Annotated in this window: 18 protein-coding genes; 11 read left to right on the top strand and 7 right to left on the bottom strand. The window is 70.3% G+C overall.

Going from position 1 to position 22,221, the window contains the following annotated elements; all coding sequences use genetic code 11:
- Positions 1–36: 36 nt before the first annotated feature.
- The 8 genes from ETAA1_RS15200 (at position 37) to ETAA1_RS15165 (ending at position 9,828) form a co-directional block, all read left to right on the top strand.
- Positions 37–2,517 (top strand): VIT and vWA domain-containing protein, encoded by a 2,481-nt coding sequence (locus ETAA1_RS15200; protein WP_145239852.1) that lies wholly within the window; start codon positions 37–39, stop codon positions 2,515–2,517.
- 97 nt (positions 2,518–2,614) lie between these two features.
- Positions 2,615–3,475 carry a sugar phosphate isomerase/epimerase family protein gene (locus ETAA1_RS15195; RefSeq protein WP_145239850.1) on the top strand — a complete coding sequence of 287 codons (861 nt, stop codon included), beginning with the start codon at positions 2,615–2,617 and terminating at the stop codon, positions 3,473–3,475.
- A gap of 83 nt (positions 3,476–3,558) precedes the next feature.
- Positions 3,559–4,491, top strand: coding sequence for a ferredoxin--NADP reductase (locus ETAA1_RS15190; RefSeq protein ID WP_238389449.1), 933 nt, complete (start codon positions 3,559–3,561; stop codon positions 4,489–4,491).
- 9 nt (positions 4,492–4,500) lie between these two features.
- Positions 4,501–5,379, top strand: coding sequence for a serine/threonine protein kinase (locus ETAA1_RS15185; protein WP_145239848.1), 879 nt, complete (start codon positions 4,501–4,503; stop codon positions 5,377–5,379).
- A gap of 45 nt (positions 5,380–5,424) precedes the next feature.
- Positions 5,425–6,378, top strand: a complete 954-nt coding sequence (locus ETAA1_RS15180) for an acetyl-CoA carboxylase carboxyltransferase subunit alpha (RefSeq protein WP_145239846.1) — start codon at positions 5,425–5,427, stop codon at positions 6,376–6,378.
- A gap of 169 nt (positions 6,379–6,547) precedes the next feature.
- A complete protein-coding gene (locus ETAA1_RS15175) occupies positions 6,548–7,843 on the top strand; it encodes a Gfo/Idh/MocA family protein (protein WP_145239844.1) in 1,296 nt (431 codons plus the stop codon).
- A gap of 25 nt (positions 7,844–7,868) precedes the next feature.
- Positions 7,869–8,429 (top strand): RNA 2'-phosphotransferase, encoded by a 561-nt coding sequence (locus ETAA1_RS15170; protein ID WP_145239842.1) that lies wholly within the window; start codon positions 7,869–7,871, stop codon positions 8,427–8,429.
- Position 8,430: 1 nt separating this feature from the next.
- On the top strand, positions 8,431–9,828 hold the full coding sequence (locus ETAA1_RS15165; RefSeq protein WP_145239840.1) for an aminotransferase class III-fold pyridoxal phosphate-dependent enzyme: 1,398 nt from the start codon (positions 8,431–8,433) through the stop codon (positions 9,826–9,828).
- A gap of 60 nt (positions 9,829–9,888) precedes the next feature.
- Here the strand turns inward: ETAA1_RS15165 and ETAA1_RS32890 are convergent, their stop codons facing one another.
- Positions 9,889–10,374, bottom strand: coding sequence for a hypothetical protein (locus tag ETAA1_RS32890; protein WP_145239838.1), 486 nt, complete (start codon positions 10,372–10,374; stop codon positions 9,889–9,891).
- 187 nt (positions 10,375–10,561) lie between these two features.
- Between ETAA1_RS32890 and ETAA1_RS15155 the strand changes: the two genes are divergently transcribed.
- The 3 genes from ETAA1_RS15155 (at position 10,562) to ETAA1_RS31955 (ending at position 13,519) form a co-directional block, all read left to right on the top strand.
- Positions 10,562–11,488, top strand: a complete 927-nt coding sequence (locus ETAA1_RS15155; protein ID WP_145239836.1) for a metal ABC transporter permease — start codon at positions 10,562–10,564, stop codon at positions 11,486–11,488.
- 76 nt (positions 11,489–11,564) lie between these two features.
- Entirely contained in the window at positions 11,565–12,527 is a 963-nt protein-coding gene (locus tag ETAA1_RS15150; RefSeq protein WP_145239834.1) for a permease, read from the top strand.
- 20 nt (positions 12,528–12,547) lie between these two features.
- The gene (locus ETAA1_RS31955) at positions 12,548–13,519 is read left to right on the top strand and encodes a TIGR03943 family putative permease subunit (protein WP_202920914.1); all 972 of its coding nucleotides are present in this window, start codon (positions 12,548–12,550) and stop codon (positions 13,517–13,519) included.
- Positions 13,520–13,568: 49 nt separating this feature from the next.
- Here ETAA1_RS31955 and ETAA1_RS15135 read toward each other — a convergent pair whose 3' ends face one another.
- The 6 genes from ETAA1_RS15135 to lpxD form a co-directional block, all read right to left on the bottom strand.
- Positions 13,569–16,514, bottom strand: a complete 2,946-nt coding sequence (locus ETAA1_RS15135; protein WP_145239832.1) for a PVC-type heme-binding CxxCH protein — start codon at positions 16,512–16,514, stop codon at positions 13,569–13,571.
- An 85-nt stretch (positions 16,515–16,599) separates the two neighbouring features.
- On the bottom strand, positions 16,600–17,526 hold the full coding sequence (locus ETAA1_RS15130) for a DMT family transporter (protein WP_145239831.1): 927 nt from the start codon (positions 17,524–17,526) through the stop codon (positions 16,600–16,602).
- Positions 17,523–18,521: a serine/threonine-protein kinase gene (locus ETAA1_RS15125; protein WP_145239830.1), complete on the bottom strand. Its 999-nt coding sequence runs from the start codon at positions 18,519–18,521 to the stop codon at positions 17,523–17,525. The genes ETAA1_RS15130 and ETAA1_RS15125 overlap by 4 nt, the downstream gene beginning before the upstream one ends.
- 117 nt (positions 18,522–18,638) lie before the next feature.
- On the bottom strand, positions 18,639–20,129 hold the full coding sequence (locus ETAA1_RS15120; RefSeq protein ID WP_145239828.1) for an endo-1,4-beta-xylanase: 1,491 nt from the start codon (positions 20,127–20,129) through the stop codon (positions 18,639–18,641).
- 81 nt (positions 20,130–20,210) lie between these two features.
- Positions 20,211–21,104 (bottom strand): LpxI family protein, encoded by an 894-nt coding sequence (locus ETAA1_RS15115; RefSeq protein WP_238389448.1) that lies wholly within the window; start codon positions 21,102–21,104, stop codon positions 20,211–20,213.
- On the bottom strand, positions 21,101–22,123 hold the full coding sequence (gene lpxD / locus ETAA1_RS15110) for a UDP-3-O-(3-hydroxymyristoyl)glucosamine N-acyltransferase (RefSeq protein ID WP_145239826.1): 1,023 nt from the start codon (positions 22,121–22,123) through the stop codon (positions 21,101–21,103). Before lpxD ends, ETAA1_RS15115 begins: the two co-directional genes overlap by 4 nt.
- Between the last annotated feature and the right edge of the window lie 98 nt (positions 22,124–22,221).

Raw genomic sequence — 22,221 nt, 5'->3', positions numbered from 1 at the left:
CGTATACTCCGGGTGTTCCGACCCCGGAGGTGTGCGATGCGTTACGCTCTCCCGCTGTTCGTGCTGTTGGCCGCGGCCGGGGGCCGAGCCCAGGCCGCCGGCTTCCTGATCCCGAACGAGAAGGGCACGCCGCCACTGGCTATGGTCAACCACAAGGTGACCGTCGCCGTCGAAGACCAGGTCGCCGTCACCACCGTCGAGCAGACGTTCCGCAACCACACCGACCGGAATCAGGAGGCGACGTACCTGTTCCCCGTGCCGCGCGGCGCCAGCGTGGACCGGTTCAGCATGTGGATCGACGGCAAGGAGACGAACGGCGAGCTGCTGCCGGCGAAGGACGCCGAGAAGGTGTACACCGACATCGTCCGCCGCATTCAGGACCCCGGCCTGCTGGAGTACCTCGGCAACGGGCTGATGCGGATGAAGGTCTTCCCGATCCCCCCGCGCGGCGACCAGAAGGTGAAGATCAGCTTCCGCTCGGTCGCCCCGCGGGACGGGGCCGTGGTCGAGTACACGTACCCGCTCCGCACCGACGGCCGGGCCACCGCCACGCTCGAGGACTTCTCGGTCCGCGTGAACATCAAGTCGCAGCAGGCCATCCAGAACGTCTACAGCCCGACGCACGCCGTCACCGTGGTCCGCAAGACGGACAAGGAGGTGACCGTCGAGTTCGCGAAAGAGCAGGGCGTACTGGACCGCGACTTCCAACTCTTCTACGGCACCGGCGGCGGCGACGTGGGCGTGACGCCGCTGCTGTACAAGCCGGTGACCGCCGACGACGGGTACGTCATGCTCCTGGTGTCGCCGCAGATCGACCCGGCCCGCGTGCGGACGCCGCGCGACCTGGTGCTTGTTCTGGATTCGTCCAGCAGCATGTCGGAGATCAAGTTCACGCAGGCGAAGCGCGCCCTCCGCTTCTGCCTGGCCCAGCTGCGGCCCGACGACCGGTTCGCGGTCGTCCGCTTCTCGACAACGGTGAGCCGGTTCCGCGACACGCTCGTCGCGGCCAACAACGACAACCTGGAGCGGGCGAACAAGTGGGTGGACGACCTGCGCACGAGCGGCGGCACCGCCATCTGGCCGGCGCTGGAGGACGCCCTGGCCCTGCGGCCGAACGACCCGGCGCGCGCCTTCACCACCATCTTTTTCACCGACGGCCAGCCGACGGTGGACGAGACGAACCCGGACCGGATCGTCAAGAACGTGGCGGCGCGGAACAGCGCCAACACCCGCATTTTCACCTTCGGCGTCGGCGACGACGTGAACGCCAGCCTGCTGGACCAGCTCGCCGAATCGACCCGCGCCGTGAGCACCTACGTCCGCCCGGCGGAGGACATCAAGGACCGCGTGGCCGGACTGTACGCGAAGATCAGCCACCCGGTGATGACCGACCTGAAGATGACGACCGGCGACAACGTGAAGCTGACGGAGGTGTACCCGCCGCGGCTGCCGGACCTGTTCCACGGCCAGCAGGTAATCGTGACCGCCCGGTACAGCGGCAGCGGCCCGACGGCCGTCCGCCTGAGCGGCATGGTGAACGGCGAGCGGAAGGAGTTCGTGTACGACGTGACGTTCCCGGTCCGCACCGACGAGGGGACGGGGAAGGACTTCGTCGAGCCGCTGTGGGCACGTCGCAAGGTCGGCTACTTGCTCGACCAGATCCGCGCCAACGGCGAGCAGAAGGAACTGATCGACGAGGTGGTGACGCTGGCCCGCCGCTACGGCATCGCCACGCCGTACACGAGTCACCTGGTCGTGCCGGACGGCCCGATGCCGGTGGTGCCGCCGCCGGGGCGCCGCCCGCAGCCGGCCAGCGGCCCGGTGCCGCACGCGCCGGTGCCGGGCGGGCTCGGCGGCGGGTTCGGTGGGCTCGCCCCCGGCCTTGCGCCGATGGGCGGTGCGGGGGGGCCGGCACAGTCGGTGGCCGAGTTCGCCCGTGACCAATCGAAGGGCGCCGGGGCGAAGAGTGCACCGGCCGACGCCCTCGCGTCCAGCCGGGCCGTGGCGAACGACCGCCTCCTGAAGGCCGGCGAGCAGGCCGTCCGCGAGACGAAGGACGCCGACACGCGGAAGCGACTCGAGGAAGCCGTCGGCCAACTCAAGTTGCAGAAGGACACAAACGAGGGGGCGGGCCGGGCGTTCCGCGGCGACCGGGCCGGCTACCAGACCGGCAAGCTCGGCGTGGACCTGGCCCAGAACACCGACAACCTCCGCAACCAGAGCCGGCTGACGCTGACCGCCAACCGCGCGGCCAACGGGCGGCAGGTGCTGGAGGTCGGCGGCGTGTGGATCGACGACGCCTACGAGGCGAAGATGCCGACCGTCGTGGTGAAGGCCCAGGGCTCCGGCTACTTCCGCATCCTGGAGAAGCAGCCGGCGATGCGCGACGTGTTCCGCCTCGGCAACGCCCTGGTGTGGGTGGCGCCGAACGGCACCGCAATCGTCGTGGACGCGAACGGCGGCAAGGACGCGCTCACCGACGCGGAGATCGACGCACTGTTCACCGCCCGCCGGTAGCACCGGCCGTTCCAGCCTGCCGGGCGAAGCCCACCCGTTGCAACGGGTGGGCTTTCTGCTTTAATCACCCTCGCCCCACCCTCCCGGAGCTGAACCCATGTCCGCGCCCCTGTCGCGCCGCTCGTTCCTCCAGGCCGGCGCCGCCACCGCCGCCGGACTCCTGGCCGCCACCCCCGCGGGTGCCGCCGGCGACCTCGTCGGCGACATCTCCCTCGGCGTTCAGAGCTACACGTTCCGCCAGTTCAACCTGGAGCAGGCGCTCCGCCGCATGAAGGACCTCGGGATCAAGAACGCCGAGTTCTACAACAACCACATCCCGCAGGCCAGCACGCCGCAGCAGCTGTCCACGATCCTCGGGCTGTGCAAAGAGTACGAGGTGACGCCGGTCGGGTTCGGCGTGCAGGCGTTCACGGACAACCACGACGCCAACAAGCGCGTGTTCGACTTCGGCAAGGCGCTCGGGGTGAAGTACCTGAGCGCCGACCCGACGCCGAACAGCTTCGACAGCCTGGACAAGCTGGTGGCCGAGTACAACATCGCCATCGCCATCCACCCGCACGGCCCGTCGGGGAAGGCGCTGCACCGGTGGTACTCCGCGGAGGTCATCATGCGGGCCGTGCGGGACCACCACCGCCTCATCGGCGCGTGCCTCGACACGGGGCACCTCATCCGCGCCGCCCAGCTCGGCGAGCGGCTCGACCCGGCGCAGCAGATCCGGCACATGGGCGCCCGCAACTTCGGGATGCACGTGAAGGACCACGACAACCGCCGCAAGGAGGACGTGGTGTTCGGCGACCCGACCGGGGCGCTGAACGTCGCCCAGGTGCTCGCGGCCCTGCGCGAGGTGCGCTTCAACGGCGCCATCTGCATCGAGTACGAGGCGCACCCGCAGGACCCGTCGCCGGACATGAAGAAGTGTGTGGACCACGTCCGCGACGTGGCCCGCCGGGCGACCTAGCCTATAACACTCGGTGACCGGGCCGCACGCCCCCCGCCGGCCGCCGGCGGGGGGCGTGCCGTTTGTCCGCCCCCGAGGCCGCCGTGCTGACGCCCGACCACATCACCGACCTCCGCCAGAAGCGCTACAACGGCACCGTGACATACGTCCGGAAGGTTCACTCCGACCTGATGGTCCTGCGGGTGAAGCCGGACTTCGTTCGCCCCGCGCACAAGCCCGGCCAGTACTGCTCGCTCGGCCTCGGCTACTGGGAGGCCCGCGCCGACGGATGCCAGGTCGAGACGCTGACGCCCGAGGAACAGACCAAGGTGGTCCGCCGGGCGTACTCGATCAGCAACTCGATCCTGACCGACGCCGGCGAGTTGGTGGACGTGCCGAGTACGGACTACCTCGAATTCTACATCGTGCTGGTGCGCGAGAACGCCGACGGCCGGGTGCCGGCGCTCACGCCGCGGCTGTTCGCCCTGGGCGAGGGCGACCGGCTCAACGTCGGCGAGAAGATCACCGGCGTGTACACGCTCGACCCGGTGAAGCCCGGCGACACGGTGTTGTTCCTGGGCACCGGCACCGGCGAGGCGCCGCACAACTACATGGTGTGGGAGTTGCTGCGGCGCGGGCACACCGGGAAGGTGCTGTCGGCGTCGTGCGTCCGCTACGCCCGCGACCTGGGCTACCTGGAAACTCACCGCCGCCTGATGACGCAGTTCCCGAACTACAAGTACCTGCCGCTGACGACCCGCGAGGCGACCGTCACCAAGAAGACGTACATCCAGGACGTGATCGCCGGCGGCGAACTGGAGGAGCAGCTCGGGGAGGCGCTCGACCCCGGCAAGACGCACGTGTTCCTGTGCGGCAACCCGAAGATGATCGGCGTGCCGCACCGCGACAAGGAGACCGGCGCCAAGACGTACCCGGAGCCGGTCGGGGTGATCGAGGTGCTCGAGAAGCGCGGCTTCCAGGCGGACGTGTCGGCGCTGAAGTTCAAGGGCAACGTCCACTTCGAAGAGTACTGGTGAGGGGGCGGCGTGGCCGACATCAACGAGGTCATCGGCGGCTACCGCCTGCGCACGCTGCTCCAGACGGGGCAGAAGTCGCAGGTGTTCGAGGTCGTGGAGACGCGGTCGAACCGGCACTTCGCCATGAAGGTGCTGCTGCCCGAGGCGGCGACCGAGCCCGAGGCCCGCGCCGAGCTGTTCAACGACGCCGAGGTCGGCGTGAAGATGGCGCACGCGAACGTCATCCGCATCCACAAGGTGGAGCGGTCGAAGGAGCGGCCGTTCTTCGTGATGGAGTTCTTCCCGTCCGGCTCGCTCCGGCTGCGGCTGCAGGCGAAGGACACGAAGTTCATCAAGGAGCACGCCCGCAAAATCTTCCGCGAGGCGGCGACGGGCCTGGCGTACATGAACGCCATGGGCTACGTCCACCGCGACGTGAAGCCGGACAACATCCTGGTCAACAGCATGGGCGACACGAAGATCATCGACTTCGCCCTGACCACGAAGGCGAAGCAGGGCGGCGGCCTGTCCGGCTTGCTCGGCAAGTTGCTGGGGAAGAAGGAGCGCGTCGGCGGCACGAAGAGCTACATGAGCCCGGAGCAGATCCTAAAGCAGCCGCTGGACGGCCGGGCCGACCTGTACAGCTACGGGGTGACCCTGTTCGAGTTGACTACCGGCCGGAAGCCGTTCGTGGGGATGACCGAGCAGGAACTGCTGACGAAGCACTTCACCGAGAAGCCGCAGAGCCCGGTGAACTACAACAAGGAGCTCACCGACGAGTTCGGGCAGATCGTGCTGAAGATGCTGGCGAAAAAACGCGAGGACCGGTTCGCCGGCTTCCACGAGTTCCTCATCGCCCTGCGGAAGGTGAAGATTTACAAGGACGAGAAGGTCGAAGACGAGGGGTAACAGCCTGCCGTCGCACGCCCCCCAGCCGCCCGAGGTTGCCGCCCGATGGTCCCCGACCCGCTGCCGTTCGAGCACGACATCCACGAACTGGAACAAGCGCTGGCCCGGCTCGAGGGCGGGGCCGCCACACCAGGCGGGGCCGAAGTCCTGAAGAAGATGCGCCGCGAGGTCGTGGCGTTGCTCCGGGAGCGGTACTCGACCCTGAGTGCGTGGGAAACTGTTCTGGTGTCGCGGCACCCGCAGCGGCCGCAAACCCTCGACTACATCGGCCTGATCTGCGACGAGTTCGTGGAGTTGCACGGCGACCGGGCCATCGGCGACGACCGGGCCATCCGAGCCGGGTTCGCGCGAATCGGCGACCACAAGGTCATGCTGATCGGCCACCAGAAGGGGAAGACGACGGCCGAGCGGACCCAGTGCTACTTCGGCTGCGCGCACCCGGAGGGCTACCGGAAGGCGCTGGCGAAGATGAAGCTGGCGGCGAAGTACCGCGTGCCGGTGGTGTGCCTGATCGACACGCCGGGGGCGTTCCCGGGTATCGGGGCGGAGGAGCGCGGCCAGTCGCAGCTGATCGCCACGAGCATTCTGGAAATGTCCCGGTTGCCGACGCCAATTGTCTGTGTGGTGATCGGCGAGGGCGGCTCGGGCGGGGCGTTGGGGATCGGCGTGGGCGACAGGGTGGCGATGCTCCAGCACGCGTACTACTCGGTGATCAGCCCCGAGGGATGCGCCGGCATTCTGTGGAAGGTGGCGACGGACGCGACGAAGCCGAAGGCCGCCGACGCGCTGCGGCTGACGGCGGCCGACTTGCAACGGCTGGGGGTGATTGACCACGTGATCGCGGAGCCGGTCGGCGGGGCGCACCGCAACCCGCGCGACGCCGGCAGTACGCTCAAGGGCTACCTGACGAAGCAACTCCGCGAGCTGGCGGCGCAGCCGTCGCCCCAACTCCTCCAGTCCCGGTACGCGAAGTTCCGCTCGATGGGCGTTCTGGGCTGAACGCCGGCCCGGTCGGGCCGGCGGTTTCACAACATAAGGTTGATTATCGGTCGCGGCGGAAGTACAGCCCGTTCCGCACGTCCGCATACAACGTCCGATAATGTATATTATGTATTGAAAACCGCCGCGGCTTGTGGACGCCGGTCGCCGGCCCGCGTACCTTGCGGATATGCCTGAAATCCTTGCGAATCCCGCCGCCCCGAGCCTCGACGTCGGCCTCGTCGGCTTCGGTATGATCGTCGACGAGACGTACCGCCCGTGCTTCGACGCCCTCGCCCGGTCGCCGCTCTTCCTCCCGGCAACCGGCCCGGTCCGTGTCCGCCTCACCGCCGCAGCCACCAGGACCGGCGCCCGCGTCGCCCGCTTCCTCCGCGACACCGGAACGCCCCCCGACGCCTTCGACAACCTCGTGGGAGACGACGCGGCCGAGCGACTCGCCCGGTCGCCGGTCCGGGCCGTGTGCGTCGCCAGCCCGGACGACCGCCACTTCGCCGCCGCCCGCGCCGCCCTCGCCGCCGGCAAACACACTCTGATCGAAAAACCCTCCGTCCTCAGCCTCACCGAACTGGACGAACTCGTCGCCACGGCCGCGAGAACCGGCGCCCTCGCCAAAGTCGTCTACCACAAGCTCGCGGACCCCGACCACAAGAAACTCCGCACGCTTTATCAGGACGGCGTGCTGCGGCACGTCAACAACGGCTACTGCTCGCTCCTCGAACCGAAGTCCATCAGCGGCGGGCAGTTCGCGGAATGGATCACCGGCCGGAACCCGTCAACCTACGTCGCCGTCCACTACCTCAAACTCATCGACTTCACCTTTGGCCCGGACTGGGACCTCGCCCGGATCACCGCCACCGGCCAGCGTGGAATCGTCGGCCCGGCCGACGGCCCCACGTGGGACTCGGTGCAGCTTCAGGTCGTGTACCACCACCCGGACTCCCGCGAGGCCGCGTTCGACATCCACACCAGCTGGGTCACGCCCGATAACTTCCCGGGGTACGTCGAGCAGGAGGTCCAGTTCCGCTTCGACAACGCCGTCTGGGCCGCCCACCAGCGCAAGCGCGGCGTCGAGCTCACGGTCGAGGGCCGCACCCCGCACGACATGAAGAACACCCCCAACTACCACTACAATGGCACGTTCCTCGAACCGTGGGGCGAGCGGTCCCAGCGCGGCTACGGCATCGAGGTCATCGAGCGGTTCTTCCGGGAGGTCGCCACCGTCGAGTTTGGCGGGTCGCCGGCGGAACGACCGCAGCGGCTCGCGGCCATGCAGGCGCTCGCCTACGACGACCTGAGCGCCGACCGCAACGTCGTCGCCGTCGTTCAGGCCTCAGAAGCCGTACTGAAGCACGCCGCGGCCGGCCGCCCAGGTTGCGTCGTGAAGGTGAACCAACCCGAGGGCGGGCTTGTCCTCTACGCGCCGGGCAGCGCGACCCCCGAAGTCCTCTACCCCGGGCGGGTCTGAGTCCGCCCCACACACCAGGCCCGCCGTGGACCGGAAGCGCCTCGTCCGCCTCAGCAAGTTCCTGAGCCTCCACCTCCGGCACCAACCGGCGGGCCTGGGACTCACGCTCGAACCCGGCGGCTGGGTTCCGGTCGCCGACCTGATCGCCGGCGCCGCCCGCGTCGGCTTCCCGATGACGCCCGAAGACCTCGACGAGGTCGTCCGCAGCAACGACAAGCAGCGCTTCGCCCTCGACACGACCGGGACGAAGGTCCGCGCGAACCAGGGCCATTCCGCCGATGTCGACCTGCAACTCGAACCCGCCGAGCCGCCGGCCGTGCTGTACCACGGCACCGCCGACCGGTTTCTCGACGCCATCCGCGGCGACGGCCTGCTGAAGATGGCGCGCCACCACGTCCACCTGTCCGCCGACACGGCCACCGCCGCGAAGGTCGGGACGCGGCACGGCCGGCTCGTCGTCCTCGAAGTGAATGCGGCCGCGATGCGGGCCGCCGGGTACACCTTCTACAGGGCCGCCAACGGCGTCTGGCTCGCCGACGCCGTGCCGCCCGAATACCTTCGGGTCACCCCGCCCCCGGACGCCTGACATGCCGCCGATCGAACACCCCGCCGAACCCGCGTCCAACGCCGCCCGCGCCGCCGCCGCCGCCGTTGAGCCGCGGTCGCTCCGCACGTTCACCCCGTCGCAGGCCGTGCTCGCCAGGAGCGCCGGCGTCTACCACTGGACCCCAGAAGGCCGCCGCCTGTTCGACTTCTCCTCCGGCGTGCTCGTCGCCAACCTCGGCCACAACCCCGTGCGCTGGACGCAGCGATTCTTCGACTACATGGGCTGGCCCGCCGCGGGGAAGGGGGCCGGCGCCTTCGACGCCGGGCCGGATTACTTCCCGGCCGTGGCCATGACTGCGTACAACGCGGTGACGCCGATCGAGGCCGAGGCCAGCCGCCGCCTCATTGCGGCGCTGCGGGCCGAGCCGGGCGGCGGGCGGATGGAACAAGTGATGTGGGCGGCGTCCGGCTCGGAGGCCATTCAGAAGGCGCTGTGGGCGACCCACGCCCGCGACCGCACCCGGCCCATGATCCTGGCCACGCGCTACGGCTTCCACGGCAAGAAGGGGCTGGCCAACGCCGTGACCGGCAGCGAGGCCGACGCCGAGCGCGACCCGCGCGTGAAGTTCATCACCTTTCCGACGGCCGAGTGCCGCGACGTGGCGCAGCGCGGCGAGCCGTTCGACACGGCCCCCTACGAGAAGGAGTTGGCCGCCCTCCTCCACCAGTTCGGCCGGCGGATCGGCACGCTGATCACCGAGCCGTACCTCGGCGGCGGCGGCTCGTACCACCCGCCGAAGGAGTACCTGCAGTTCCTCCAGCGCTGGTGCCGGGCCAACGACGTGCTGTTCATCCTCGACGAGGTGCAGGCGAACTTCGGCCGCACCGGCAGCATGTTCGCGTACAGCACTTACGGCCTGGAGCCCGACCTGGTGGTGCTCGGGAAGGGGCTAGGCAACGGCGTGCCGGTCGCGGCCGCGGTCGGCCGGGCGGACGTGTTCGGGGCGCTCGACTACGGCGAAGGGTCTGACACGTGGAGCGCCAACCCGCTGAACTGCGCCGCCGTGCTGGCGACGCTAGACGAGTTTGAGGCGCGGGACGTGATCGCCGCGATGAAGGAGCCGTCCGCGCTGATCGAGCGCGGGCTGGTGGCGCTAAAGGCTCACCCGTTCGTGGCGCACGTCCGCGGCGAGGCCGGCGGGATGGTGTGGGGCGTCGAGTTCGCGGACCACGGCGGCAAGTCGGCGGCGGAGTGGGCGAACGGCTTCGTTCTGGCCGCGTACCTGGGCGACGGCCGCGGCGGCGACGGCGTCCACCTCCTCGGCCCGCTGGCGAAGAAGGTGGTGCGGATCTCGCCGCCGCTGACCATCACCCCCGCCGAGGCGGCCGCCGCGATGGCGCTGCTGGCCCGCGCCGCGTCGCGGCTCGGAGGCGGGTAAGCGTCCCGTGGGGTGGGTTGAACAGTTACCGCGGCAGCCGCGGCTCACGGCTGCCGAGAATCACGAATCGCCACCGACTCCGCGGTCTGCTGCCGCGCCGGGGTCGGCGCTGCCCTCTACTCCGTCCGCCACTCTGGGCGAGCGCTGCCGTGAGCGCTCGGTCGTCAGCCACCCCCCGAACCACGCGGCGCCCGCCCCCGTCACCGCGGATGTCCCCGCCAATGCGAGCGTGTATGAGGGCAAGATGCCGGTGCTCGCCATCCCCATCAGGATGTCTGCGATTATCCCGACCATCAGCCCGAGCACCGCGCCGCCCATCATGCCCAATGCGAGCGATGATGCTTCGGCCCGCCCTGGCGGGCACACCAGTGCGGCTACGAGGAAGAGGAGCCCGCCGACTGCCGCCCCCGGCACCAGCAACCCGCGCGTCACTTGGGCGCAGCAGTACCCGGACAAGTCCGCGGCCGAGGTGACGAAGAACCCCGTGACAGCCCACAGGACTGCCCCGGTGAACGCGCCGACGAGAAGTGGCGCAAGACCCCGCATCACGTGACACCGCCGAACGAGTAATTAGCCGGACCAGACCTAACACGATGGTCCGGACCAGCCGGTCCGCCTAACGCCCCAACATAGACCTGGCGCTTGTTGCCCGCAAGCGGCTGTCGCGGCCGGTGCCGTTCCGGTACTTTACCTCAGCACCCTGCCTCGACCGACGCCCCCGTCCGGAGACGAGATGCCCGCCGCCTGGATGGCCGACCTGATCGCCGCCGCCGCCGACGCCCTCGGCACCGAACTGTTCATCGTGAAGGGCGTGCTCGCCATCCTGCTCGTATGCCTCCTCTGCGGCACCGTCGGGGCGCTCGTCGTCGGCAACCGCATGGCCTTCTTCTCGGACGCGATGGCGCACTCGGCGTTCGCCGGCGTCGCCCTCGGGTCGCTCACGGCCATCGCCGCCGGGGCCGGCCGCGACCCCGACACGATGGGCTGGCTCGTGCCGCTCGTGATGGTGCTGTTCGGCGCCGCCGTCGGCGCCGCGATCGTGTACATTCGGGAGCGCACCAGCCTTGCGGCGGACACCGTCATCGGGGTGTTCTTCGCCCTGAGCATCGGCTTCGGGGCGATGTTGTTCCGCGTGTTGCAGGAGAAGAGCACGTTTAACCCGGAGGCGTTCCTGTTCGGGTCGCTGCTGTTCGTCCCGGAGGCGGACCTGGTGTACCTGATGGTGTTGGTCGTGGTCGTCGGCGTTCTGTTCGCCCGGCGGTACAACGACCTCGTGTTCGCCAGCTTCAGCCCGAGCCTGGCCCGCACCCGCCGCATCAGCCTGCGGGTGAACAACTACCTGTTCATCGTGCTGCTGGCGCTCGTCGTGAACCTGTCGATCAAGGCCGTGGGGGCGCTCCTCATCAACGCCCTGCTCGTCGTCCCCGCCGCGGCCGCGGCGAACGTGTCGCGGAACCTCCGGCAGCTGTTCTGGCTCACGCTCGCCGTCTGCGTCGGGTCCGGGCTCCTCGGCTTCTACCTTAGCACCGCCGTCACCGTGCCGATCGGCGGCGGTGTCAAGTTCGGCCCGAGCGGTACCATAGTCGTAGTCAGCGTCGGGTGCTTCTTCCTCTCCGTGCTCGCCGGCGGGCTGAAGAACCGGCCGCTTCGCCCCGCCTGATAGAATGCCACCACGAACCCGCCGGCGTCCGCCGGCGTACCTTCGATAGCCCCCCTGCCCTGCCGGCGGAGACGCGGTGAAGGACATCCTCGACTTCATCCTCACCTTCTCCTCCATCCTTTGGGAGGCGATGCCGTTCATCATCCTGGGGGCGGTCGTCGCCGGGATTCTCGAAGAGTTCCTGCCGCAGCAGGCGATCACCAAGTACCTGCCGAAGTCGGTCGTGCCGGCGGTCATGATCGGGGCCGTCATCGGGCTCGTCTTCCCGATGTGCGAGTGCGGCATCCTCGTCGTGATGCGGCGACTTCTCCGCAAGGGGCTGCCGCTGTCGTGCTGCGTCGCCTACATGCTCGCCGGGCCGATCATCAACCCCGTCGTCATGTTCAGCACCGGCGTCGCGTTCTGGCCGCACAAGATCGGCCCCGAGGTGCTCGGCCTGCGCGTCGGGCTGGGGTTCGTCGTCGCCGTCGTCACGGGGCTGGTGGTTCAGGGGTTGTGGGTGAAGCACGGCCGGGCGCTGCTGAACCCGGTCGCGCTGCCGCCGGAGTCGAAGCTGTCGCTGCCGGTGACCGACGCCCCCGCCCCGCGGAAGCCGCTGAGCAAGCGCCTCGGCAACATCTCGGCCACGGCCGTCCACGACTTCGTGGACATCACCGTGTTCCTGATCCTCGGGGCGGTGCTGGCCGCGGTCGCCAAGCTGTACATCACGCAGGACCAGATTCAGTACCTGTCCCGCGAGCAGCCGTTTCTGGCGATCCCCGCGATGATGGGGCTCGCCGTGCTGATGTGCCTGTGTAGCGAGGCCGACGCCTTCGTGGCCGCGAGCTTCACGAACATGCACATCAGCGCCAAGACGGCGTTCCTCGTACTCGGGCCGATGCTCGACCTGAAACTGCTGCTGATGTACACCCGCGTGTTCCGCCCCCGGCTGATCGGCGTGATCGTCACGTGCGTCGTCCTGCAGGTGCTCGCGTACTGCTACGCGGTGCACCTCGTCTACCAGATGAACGGCTGGACCGGCCTGCCGCCGAGCTCCTGACCAACGCCCCGGAGGCCGCCATGGCCCACGACCATCACCACCACGGCGAGTCCGCCCGCGACTACTTCGTCGAGCAACTGCTGACGATCTTCGTCGTCGGCGCGCTCGGGGCCGTCGGCGTGCTGATGTACCGCGACGGCAAGCTCGACCTGATCCTCGCCCCGTCGTTCCGCCTGCCGGTGCTGGTCGGCGGGATTGCGGTGCTGGTCGTGGTCGCGGTGCGGGCGGTGGCCGTGTGGCAGGAGGCCGGGCAGACGCACGCCCACGACCACGGGCCCCAGCACCACGGGCACCACCACCACGAGCACGGCCCCGACTGCCAGCACGGTCACCCCGTTCACCTGCACGCCCACGACCACCCGCACGAGCACGGCCCGGAGTGCGACCACGACCACGACCACGGGCACGCGCACGCCGACGACCGGGTGCACGCCCACCACGACCACGACCACAGCCACGACGACCACGGCCACAGCCACGACCTGGCGTGGGTGTTCGCGCGGATGATGGTGCTGTTCTTCCCGGTGGCCCTCTACCTGATCGGCGTGCCGAACGCCGGGTTCAGCGCGGACCGGATCGCCAAGATGCTCGGGAACGACCAGGCGCTCAACGTGTCCATCGACAACGTGGCCACCGGCGAGGGCTCGGTGCTGAGCTTCAACGACCTGAACGACGCGGCCTACGACGAGAGCAAGCGCGAGGCGCTGGGCGGGAAGGTCGGCATCCTGGTCGGCCGGTTCGACCGCATCGGCGACAAGGAGTTCCGCCTGTACCGGCTGAAGATGACGTGCTGCGCCGCCGACACGGTGCCGCTGAAGGTCCGCATCCTGACGCGGACTGCGGTGACCGGGTTCAACAGCGGCGAGTGGGTGAGGGTGAAGGGCGAGGTGCGGTTCGTGCAGCAGCCCGGCTCGACCCAGTACCTGCCGGTGATCGCCGTCGCCGACCTGGCCGACATCCAGCGGACGCCGGCGCTGAACGAGTACGAGTAATCACCCGCCGCTTGCGGCGTAGCGTTACGACGCTACGCCGCGAGTGGCGTCACTTCCCCGCCACCCGCAGATAAGCGAACAGGTCCGCCACGTCCTGCCGCGTTAGCACCCGCTCCAGCCCCTCCGGCATCAGCGACAACCGCGTCGATCGCAGCGACTCCAGGTTCGCGCGCAGTACCGTGTCTTCGGCCCCGTCGGCACGCCGTAGCGTCACGCTCGTCGGCGTCTCGGCCGCGATGACGCCGCCGAGGGTGCGGCCGTCGGCGGTCACGGCCTGGTAGTTGACGAACCGCGGGTCCACCTCTCGGTTCGGGTCGAACACCGCGGCGAGCAGGTCGTCGCCCGACTTGTTCGGCAGCGCCGCCAGCAGGTTCGCCCCCACGTCGGCGCCGACGCCGTCGAGCCGGTGGCAGGCGGCGCAGTGCGTCTTGAACACCCCCCTCCCCTTCCCCGCGTCGCCCTTCAGGTCGAGCGCCGCGGCGTACCCGGCGACCACCTTCGCCCGGTCGGCGTTCACGGTCGCCTTCAGCACCGCCTCGGCCTTTGCCCGCACGGCCGCGGCCGGGTGCGCCTTCAGAGCTTTCACGCGGGCCGGGTCCAGCTCGTTTGCCGACACCTGATTCTTGCCGATCGCGTCGAGCAGCTTGAGGGTACGGTCCGGCCGCGCCAGCAGCGCCTCGACTACCTCGCGCCGCGCCGCCGGGGAGTACCCCGCCCACGGAGCGAGCAGCAGGTCGGGCACCTTTGCGTTGGTGTGCGCGGCGAGCGTGCGGACGGCCGCGAGTTGGAGGTCGCCGGGGGCCGTCGGCGCGAGCACGGGCGGCAGTGCGTGTTCCGCCAGCTCGAACGGCCCGTAGGCGAGTAGCACGGCGGCGCTCGCCCGGTCCGGCGCGGCCGCGGCTTCGTCCTGGGCGAGTTGCCCCGCGGTCCGGAACCGGTCGCGGAGGCGGGCCATCACCGGCTCGGCGCCGGCCGGCGGCGTCGCCCACCACGTCGCCAGCGGTCGAGGGCTGTTCCGCATCCCCTGCCCCAACCCGTCCAGGACCGCGGCGTCCGCCGCCGCCTTCCGCCCGTCGGCGACGCGGCCGAGGAGGCGGACGATCGCGGCCGCGTCCCCCTTCGCACCCACCATCCCGGCGACGCGCGACAGGCTCGGGCCGGCGTCGTTCGCCTCCCAGAGGTGACCGACGAGCGGCTCGGCGCAGTTCGCGGCGGAACTCAGGGCCGCGGTCTGGATCCACGGGTCGCCGGGGTTGTCCCGGAGAACCCCCGCGAGAATCGCCGCCGCGTCGGCCGGGGGTTGTTCGCCGGCGCTCAGTGCCGCCTGGAAGCGGACCTGCGGGTCCGGGTCGGAGGCCTGCTTCCCGGCCAGGAAGCGGACGTCGGACACGGCGGCGTAAAAGCCCTCGCTCAGCCGCAGCGCTTGCACGCGAACAGCCGGCCGTGGGTTGCCAAGGGCCGGCAACACGTCCCCCGCCCGGAGCTTCCCGAGGCCGTGGAGCGTCCACAACAGGTTCACGTACCCGGCCTTCTCGAACGAGGCCGGGACGCGCTCGCGGAGTGCGACGGCGGCGTCGGCCGGCTGGCGCTCGACCAGTAAGCGCTGGGCCGTGATCCGCCGCGTCGGATTCGTGCTGAACAGCTCGTCGACGAGTCGTTCCGACGTGAGGCCCGATACGTCTTTCAGCTTCGCGGCCTTGTTCCCCGCCGGGGCGACGCGCCAGATGCGGCCGCGGCCGCGGCTCTCCAGGTTCATGCGGGCCTTGATGTCGTCCGGCAGCGACAGCGGCGTCTCGATCACCTCGCGGTAGAAGTCCAGCACGTACACCGCCCCGTCCGGCCCGAGCGTCAGGTGGACCGGGCGGAACCAGTTGTCCGTGCTCCGCAGGAACTCCGTGTTCTCGTCGGCCCGCCGCGCGGTGAACACGGCCCCCTTCCCGTGCAACGTCTCGCGGTGGATCAGGTTGTTCGCCGGGTCGCACACGAAGTTGTTGCCGCGGTACGGCGCGGGGAACAGGTCGGCGGTGTAGATCAGCGGGCTGCACGCGGACGTGATGTAGCCACCGGGCACAAGCTCCGTTGTCGGGAAGCGCTTGGCGTCGGGGCTTCCGGCGCGGCGGGTCGTGCGCTCCACGCGCCACGCCTCGAACGAGCTGGCGCGGAAGACCTTCGCGGCCGCGCCGTGCTCGGGGATGTCGATCGTGACGGCGGTCACCGCCAGGTACGGGTTGCGGCGCAGATACTGATCCGGCAGCACGATCTGCCGCAGGTGCTGGCTGTTCGTGGCGGTGAACCAGTGACCGTACTCGTCGGCGGTGAGGCCGTACTGACCACCGCCGCTGGTCGGCTCCAGGCTGCCCGGCTGCCACGGGCGGAAGCGGAAGCCGCGGTTGCGGAGGTTCACTTCCGGGGCGTCGGCCTTCTCCGCGGACTTCACCACGCCGCCGTCGCTCCCGCACACGCCGTACACCCAGTTGTCCAGCCCCCACTGCAAGCCGTTCACCATCTGCTGGATGTTGGCGAGGTTGAAGCCGGTGTACAGGACGCGCTTCACGTCCGCCTTGCCGTCGCCGTCGGTGTCCTTGAGGTACAGCAGGTCGGGGGCCACCGCCGCGACGATGCCGCCGTCCCACGGCGTGACGCCCATCGGGAAGCGCAGCCCCTCGGCAAACGTGGTGGCCGTCTCGAACCTGCCGTCGCCGTCGCGGTCCTCCAGGACACGGATGCGGCCGCGCGTCTCGTTGCCGGTGCCGACGCCGCCGTTCGGGTAACCGCGCATCTCGCACACGACGATGCGGCCCTTCTCGTCGAAGCACATGGCCACGGGATCGACCACGTCGGGCTCGGCCGCCACGAGGTCGATGTCGAAGCCGGCGGCGAGTTCGAACGTGGCCCGCTCCTCGGCGGGTGTGCGCGGGTCACCGTTCTTCAGTGCGGGGGGTTGGGCGCTGACGGCGAGCGTACAGGCGAGAAGCAGCGGCAGCGCGCGAGTCATGGTGCTAGTCCCGAAGTTGGTGAACCACCTGCCGTCGGCGGCGCGAAGTGTCAGTGAACCACACGCCGACGCGGCGTGCAATCACCTACGGAACCGCCCGTCGGTCCGGGACGTACCGCCAGACCAGAGCCGCGAGGATGAGCGCGCCGCCGAGCCACATGGCGGGCGTCGGCGTGTCCTTGTCCGGCGTGATGAGGTAGGCCCACAACGGGTTCAGGAGCGGTTCCAGCAGTGTGATGATGCCGGCCTCGTGCGGCGACACGTGCCGCAGCCCGCGCGCGAACAGCCAGTATGGCATCGCCATCTGCACCACGCCGAACACGGCCAGAAGCGCGAGTTGCCCCATGGTCGGGGCGGTCACCCAGTCCACGAACCCGCCGACGCCGTAGCGAAGCATCACGTAGACGCCGAGCGTGGCGGACGTGCCGAGGAGGTTGAGTGATACGAGCCACGCCGGGGACTCGTTCCGCAACACCCGCAGGAAGAGCACGACACCCGCATACCACAGGCCGCTGCCGACGCCCATGAGGAGGATGAGCACCTGCGTCTGCTGCTCGTCCGGCGGCAAGTCGTGCGGCCAATTCCCCGCGACAATCACGACGGCGCCGAGGCCTCCGAGTAGCACCGCCTGCCAGCCGCGGCGGCTGGCAGCCTCGCCGAGCGCGTACACGGCGAACAGGTACACCCACACCGGGGCCGTGTTCTGCAAGAAGATGGCATTCGCCGCCGGCCCGAGGCTCAGGGCTGACATGTACAGCCCGCACATCACGGTGAACGTGAGCACCATCGCCCCCATCAGCGGGCGAAACGTCACGTCGATCCGTCGCACCATCGTGAGCAGCACGGCGCCGCCGAAGAGACCGCGGAAGAACGCGATCTGCAGCGGGGTCAGCGGCGGGTCGTGAAGGCCGAGGGCGGTGGGCTCGCGGAGGAAGCGCACGAACAGGCTGCCGAGGCTCCACAGCACCGCGGCGAGCACCAGCAGCAGGCGGGCCGACGTGACGGGGTTCACGGGCAGCTGCCGGCGGCGAGCGGCGGGCCGGACGTGAAATCGACGCGGGTGGGGGCGTCGAGGTGCGGCCCGTCGCCGGGCGGCACGGTGCCGATGGGGTAGGACGGGACCCGGGTTGCCAGGCCGGTGGCGGCGAGGGCGGCGCCGAACTCGTCGGCGGTGGGGTAGCGCGAGCGCGGGTCGCGGTGGAGGGCGGTTTCCAGTACCGTGGCCACGGCCGCGGGCACTTCCGGGCTCGCGCTGCGGACCGGGGCGAACCGGCCGACCTCCTTGCCGCGGATGATCTCCTCGTGCGTCGCGCCGGGGAACGGCACCTGACCCGTGAGCAGGTGGTACATGGTGGCCCCGAGGGCGAACACGTCGCTGCGGGCGTCCACGAGCGAGCCGTTCAACGCCTGCTCGTAGGGCATGTAGTACGACGTGCCGACGCCCTGGCTGACGGCCGTCAGGCCGCTGTCGTCGTTCAGCCGCTTGGCCAATCCGAGGTCGGCGAGCTTGGCGCCTCCGTCGGGGCTGAACAGGATGTTGTCCGGCTTCACGTCGCGGTGGACGAGGTTGCGGGCGTGCAGGAAGCCGAGCGCCCGCGCGATGTCCACGCCGAGGCGGACGCCGGCCCCCACGCCGAGCCGACGCGCGCGGCCGAGGGCGGCGTCGGCGCTGGGCCCGTCCACGAACTCCAGCACGAGGTAGTGCACGCGCGGCCCGGTGTCGAAGCCCGCGGCGAAGCCCTGTACCAGGTTCGGGTGCTGGAGGAACTGACTGAGCCGGGCCTCGCGGTAGAATCGGCTCACGAACTCGGGTCGGCCGGCGAGGTGGTCGGCGAGCAGCTTGACCGCCACCGGCCGGCGGGCGGTCACGTCGTAGCTCAGGTAGACGGTGCTCATCCCCCCTTCACCGATGCGCCGCAGCAGCCGGTAGCCGCCGACGGCGTGAAGCCCGCCCGCTTCTGGCGGGTCGCCGGGGTCGGCCGGCCGCGGGTCGTCGGCTGGGGGCATCGCCTCAGTCTCGTGGGCGCACGGTCGCGCCGGTGTGTGGATTGTGTGTAGCCGCGAGTCGGAACAGGACGCGGGAATTCTAGCCGCGGGCCGGCCCCCCCGCAAGCACCGCGTCGGTCATTCGAGGTGGGTCGCCCTCAGCCCCTGGAGCCGGCCGAGTAGCGGGTTCGCCCGACCGCTGACGGCAAAGAGTCCGCCGTTCGGCGTCAGGTGCGGTTCGACGTCGGCCCAGTGGTCCCACGTCACGGAGCGCACCTGCGGCTTGCACAGCGCCAGGGCCGCGACGGCCATGCCCCACTCGGCCTGGCCCTCCGGCGTCGGCGGGCCGCGCCACGCCGGCGACCAGATCACCTCGCCGTGAGCCTGCGCGATCGGGTCCGTCCCCGACCCGGCGGGGCACGCCAGCACCACGTCCAGCGGAGGGCCGAGGATGCCGAACAGGTCGAGCAGCCGCGACACTTCGAGCCGGTCGCGCGGGAAGCTGCCGCGCGGAAGCGAGCCGGTGCGGAGTTCGAGCTCGATCCCGCCGACGCGGGCGCCGGCCCGCAGCAGGTCGTCCACGAACGCGAGCGGTGTAATGGTCTGGTCGCCGCTCACGAGGTAGTCGCCGAACGGCTGCGCGACCCCGAGGGCGAAGTCGAGTTCGGGGTCGAGCTGCGCCGCGGCCTCGAACAGGCGGGAGGCCAGGCGGAGGCGGTCGTGGTCGGACAGCCCGAGGCCGTCGGCGTGGTTCACACCGCCGCACACCACCCACCTGCGGACGCGGTCCTTGTACCGGTTGACGATCGTCTCCAGGTAGTCGCACATGAACGCGGCCAGGGTCGGCATGTCGCCGCGCCAGGTCGCCGCCCACGGCGGCAGCATCCCCGGCGTCAGGTCGATGACCGGCCCGAACACTACGGGTAGACCCAGTTCCTCCGCGGCGGTGATGGCGGCGTCCACGCGGTCCCAGTCGTAGCGCGACTCCTCGGGCTCGATGTCGGCCCAGCGGATGCTGACGCGAACGGCCGAGAACGCCCGCCGGAACTCGGCCACGAGCGGCGGCGGGACGGGGACCGGCGTGGTGGCGGCGAGCCACGAGCCGAGCTTCCCCTCGTCCTCATGCCGCGTGGCGAACATCTGATCCACGTACAGCTGCACAAGCCGGTCCGCGAGGACGTAGCCGTGCTCCAGGGCACGCGCCGCGGCATCGTCCGCGGCCGTGCCGTCAGGTGCCAACACGGCCTGACCGAACAGGCGGATCAGGTCGGCGAGGTCGGCCTCGAACTCGGGCGGAGTTTGTAGGCCGATGTCTTTCCACTCGCCGAGCTGTGTGCGGAGCTGATTCAACTTGCCGCGGGCCAGTTCCGTGAGCAGCCGGTAGGACTCGGGCCGCTCGCGGACGGTCGCGCTCGTCGTCACCACCGCGCCGCCCGATCCGACCGGCCACGGCACGACGAGGAAGCCGCTCTCTGCCGAGTCGCGAGACAGAATTAGACGGTCGCCCTCGACGCGGACGGCGGTAGGCGTCGGCGCCTGGTCGTAACCGCCGGCCACGCAGGCCAGGCGCAAGAGTGACTCGGCCGCCGGCGGCAGGGGGTTCGGCAGCAGAAACGTCGTGGAACCCATGTCGGGCTGGGACCGCCGGCAGCCGGGAAGGATGCTGGATTATCGAGCCGCGGGCCCGGCGGGGAAAGGGGAAATCGTGACTCAGCCCGGCGGCGACTCGGCCAGGGCGGTTACAGCGATGCCGTACCGGTCGGCGAGTGCCACCGTCTCCGCCTCGTCGATCAGGATGGTCTTACCGGCCTCGATCGCCAGCACCTTGCCGCCCGCGGCCCTCATGGACTCGATGGTCTGCACACCGACGGTGGGCACGTCGAACCGCATGTCCTGGGCCGGCTTGGCGACCTTCACCACGACGAACCCGGTGCCGCCGCACAGCTCGCCGGCGCGGAGGATGGCGCGGTCGGTCCCCTCGATGGCCTCGACGGCGACGACGGCCCGGTTGCGGATCATGACGCTCTGCCCCACGTCGAGCCGGCCCATCTCGCGGGCCAGCGCCCAGCCGACGCGGATGTCGAGCTCCTCGTTCGCGGTCGGCCGGCGGCGGGTGAGGAGGCCTTCGCGCACGAGCAGCTCCGGACAGAGTTCGAGGGGCGAGACGCAGTCCAGGCCGTGCGACCGGAACTCCTGGATGAGGCCGAGCAGGATGGAGTCGTCGTTGTTGGCGCGGCGCGAGCCGAAAAACCAGAACCGGAGCATCCGCCAGTCGGGGAGGAAGCGCACGAGCATCCAGGGTTTCAGCAGCTGGTGCTTGTGGAACTTGCCGGCCATCGTGAACCGGCGGACGCCGGCGCGGCGGAACGTGTGGATCATGAACCCGAGGGACGCCCGCGGCATCCAGCGGAACTCGGCGCACAGGTCCTTCAGTACCGGGTCGGCCATCCCCCGGACGCCGAGGCACACGACCGGCACGCCGGCCTCGCGCGCCTTCTCGGCGAAGATGATCGGGAAGCGGCCGGCGCAGGCCAGCAGCCCGACCGGCTCGGGCCCGGTGCGCGGCGGGCGGGCGGCGAACGGGTTCAGCCGCAGGCCGGTCACTCGTCCCCCAGGCCGAGGTGTTCCTTGACACGCTTCAGGTCGCGCCGCCAGTCCGGCAGGTGGTCGAGGAGCACCCACACCCGCTTCATGTGCGAGTCCGGCCGGGCCGGGTAGCCGAGCACCCGCATGTCTGCCGCCACGTCGCTCAGGACGCCGCTCTTGGCCGCGATAATCGTGCGGTCGCCGACCCGGAGGTGGTCGGCAACGCCCACCTGCCCGGCCATCACCACGTACTCGCCGGTGACGCTCGACCCGGCGACGCCGACCTGCGCGGCGAGGATGTTGTGCCGGCCGATCTGGCAGTTGTGGCCGACCATCACCAGGTTGTCGATCTTCGTGCCGGTGCCGATCCGCGTCGGGCCGAACGTGCCGCGGTCCACCGTCGAGCTGGCGCCGATTTCCACGTCGTTCTCGATCTCGACCCACCCCAGCTGCGGCACCTTGACGTGCCGGCCGGCCTGCGTGCGGTAGCCGAACCCGTCCGCGCCGATGACCGCGTTCGCGTGGATGACGACGCGGTCGCCGAGAACGCAGTCGTCGTACAGGACGACGCGCGGGTGCAGCACCGACCCCGCCCCGATGCGACAGCCGCGGCCCACCACGACGCCTGAACTCAGCACCGAGCCCGCGCCGATCTCCGAGTCCTCGCCGATGACCGCGAACGGGCCGACGGACACGCCCTCCCCGAGCCGCGCCGTCGGGTGGACGAGAGCAGTGGGATGAATCTCGCCGGCCGGGAGCGGCGCCCGGCCGCGAAGGTGGCGGACGATTTCGGCGAAGGCCAGCAGCGGGTCGGCGACGCGGATTAGTGGCCGGCCGTTGACTGGGATCGACGGCGGGGCCACGGCCGCGGCCGCGGGCGAGGCGTGCCACGCGGCGGCGTGCTTCTCGCCGTCCACGAAGGTGATGTCGCCGGCGCGAGCGTCGGTGAGCGTCCGCGCGTCCTCGACGGCGAGGTCGCCGTCGCCGAGGACTTCGCCTCGCACCCACTCCGCGAGTTGTCGGACGGTGACGGACACGGTGTGGCCCTTTTCCCGACGAGCCGCGGACCCCCCCGGAACCCCCGGGGCGGCGGAACTTAACGGAACCCGGCGGCGCCGACAAGGGCAACCGGTTG

The sequence above is a fragment of the Urbifossiella limnaea genome (genome assembly GCF_007747215.1).
GTDB lineage: Bacteria > Planctomycetota > Planctomycetia > Gemmatales > Gemmataceae > Urbifossiella > Urbifossiella limnaea.
Note: the sequence above shows the minus strand (reverse complement) of the source record. Positions and strands in the feature narration are given on the sequence as shown.

Excerpts from the sequence above, each read along its gene's own strand:
- ETAA1_RS15125 (WP_145239830.1), bottom strand. The coding sequence starts at position 18,521 with ATGCCCCCAGCCGACGACCCGCGGCCGGCCGACCCCGGCGACCCGCCA.
- ETAA1_RS15155 (WP_145239836.1), top strand. The coding sequence starts at position 10,562 with ATGCCCGCCGCCTGGATGGCCGACCTGATCGCCGCCGCCGCCGACGCC.
- ETAA1_RS15180 (WP_145239846.1), top strand. The coding sequence starts at position 5,425 with ATGGTCCCCGACCCGCTGCCGTTCGAGCACGACATCCACGAACTGGAA.
- ETAA1_RS31955 (WP_202920914.1), top strand. The coding sequence starts at position 12,548 with ATGGCCCACGACCATCACCACCACGGCGAGTCCGCCCGCGACTACTTC.
- ETAA1_RS15135 (WP_145239832.1), bottom strand. The coding sequence starts at position 16,514 with ATGACTCGCGCGCTGCCGCTGCTTCTCGCCTGTACGCTCGCCGTCAGC.
- ETAA1_RS15175 (WP_145239844.1), top strand. The coding sequence starts at position 6,548 with ATGCCTGAAATCCTTGCGAATCCCGCCGCCCCGAGCCTCGACGTCGGC.
- ETAA1_RS32890 (WP_145239838.1), bottom strand. The coding sequence starts at position 10,374 with ATGCGGGGTCTTGCGCCACTTCTCGTCGGCGCGTTCACCGGGGCAGTC.
- ETAA1_RS15165 (WP_145239840.1), top strand. The coding sequence starts at position 8,431 with ATGCCGCCGATCGAACACCCCGCCGAACCCGCGTCCAACGCCGCCCGC.
- ETAA1_RS15200 (WP_145239852.1), top strand. The coding sequence starts at position 37 with ATGCGTTACGCTCTCCCGCTGTTCGTGCTGTTGGCCGCGGCCGGGGGC.
- ETAA1_RS15120 (WP_145239828.1), bottom strand. The coding sequence starts at position 20,129 with ATGGGTTCCACGACGTTTCTGCTGCCGAACCCCCTGCCGCCGGCGGCC.
- ETAA1_RS15195 (WP_145239850.1), top strand. The coding sequence starts at position 2,615 with ATGTCCGCGCCCCTGTCGCGCCGCTCGTTCCTCCAGGCCGGCGCCGCC.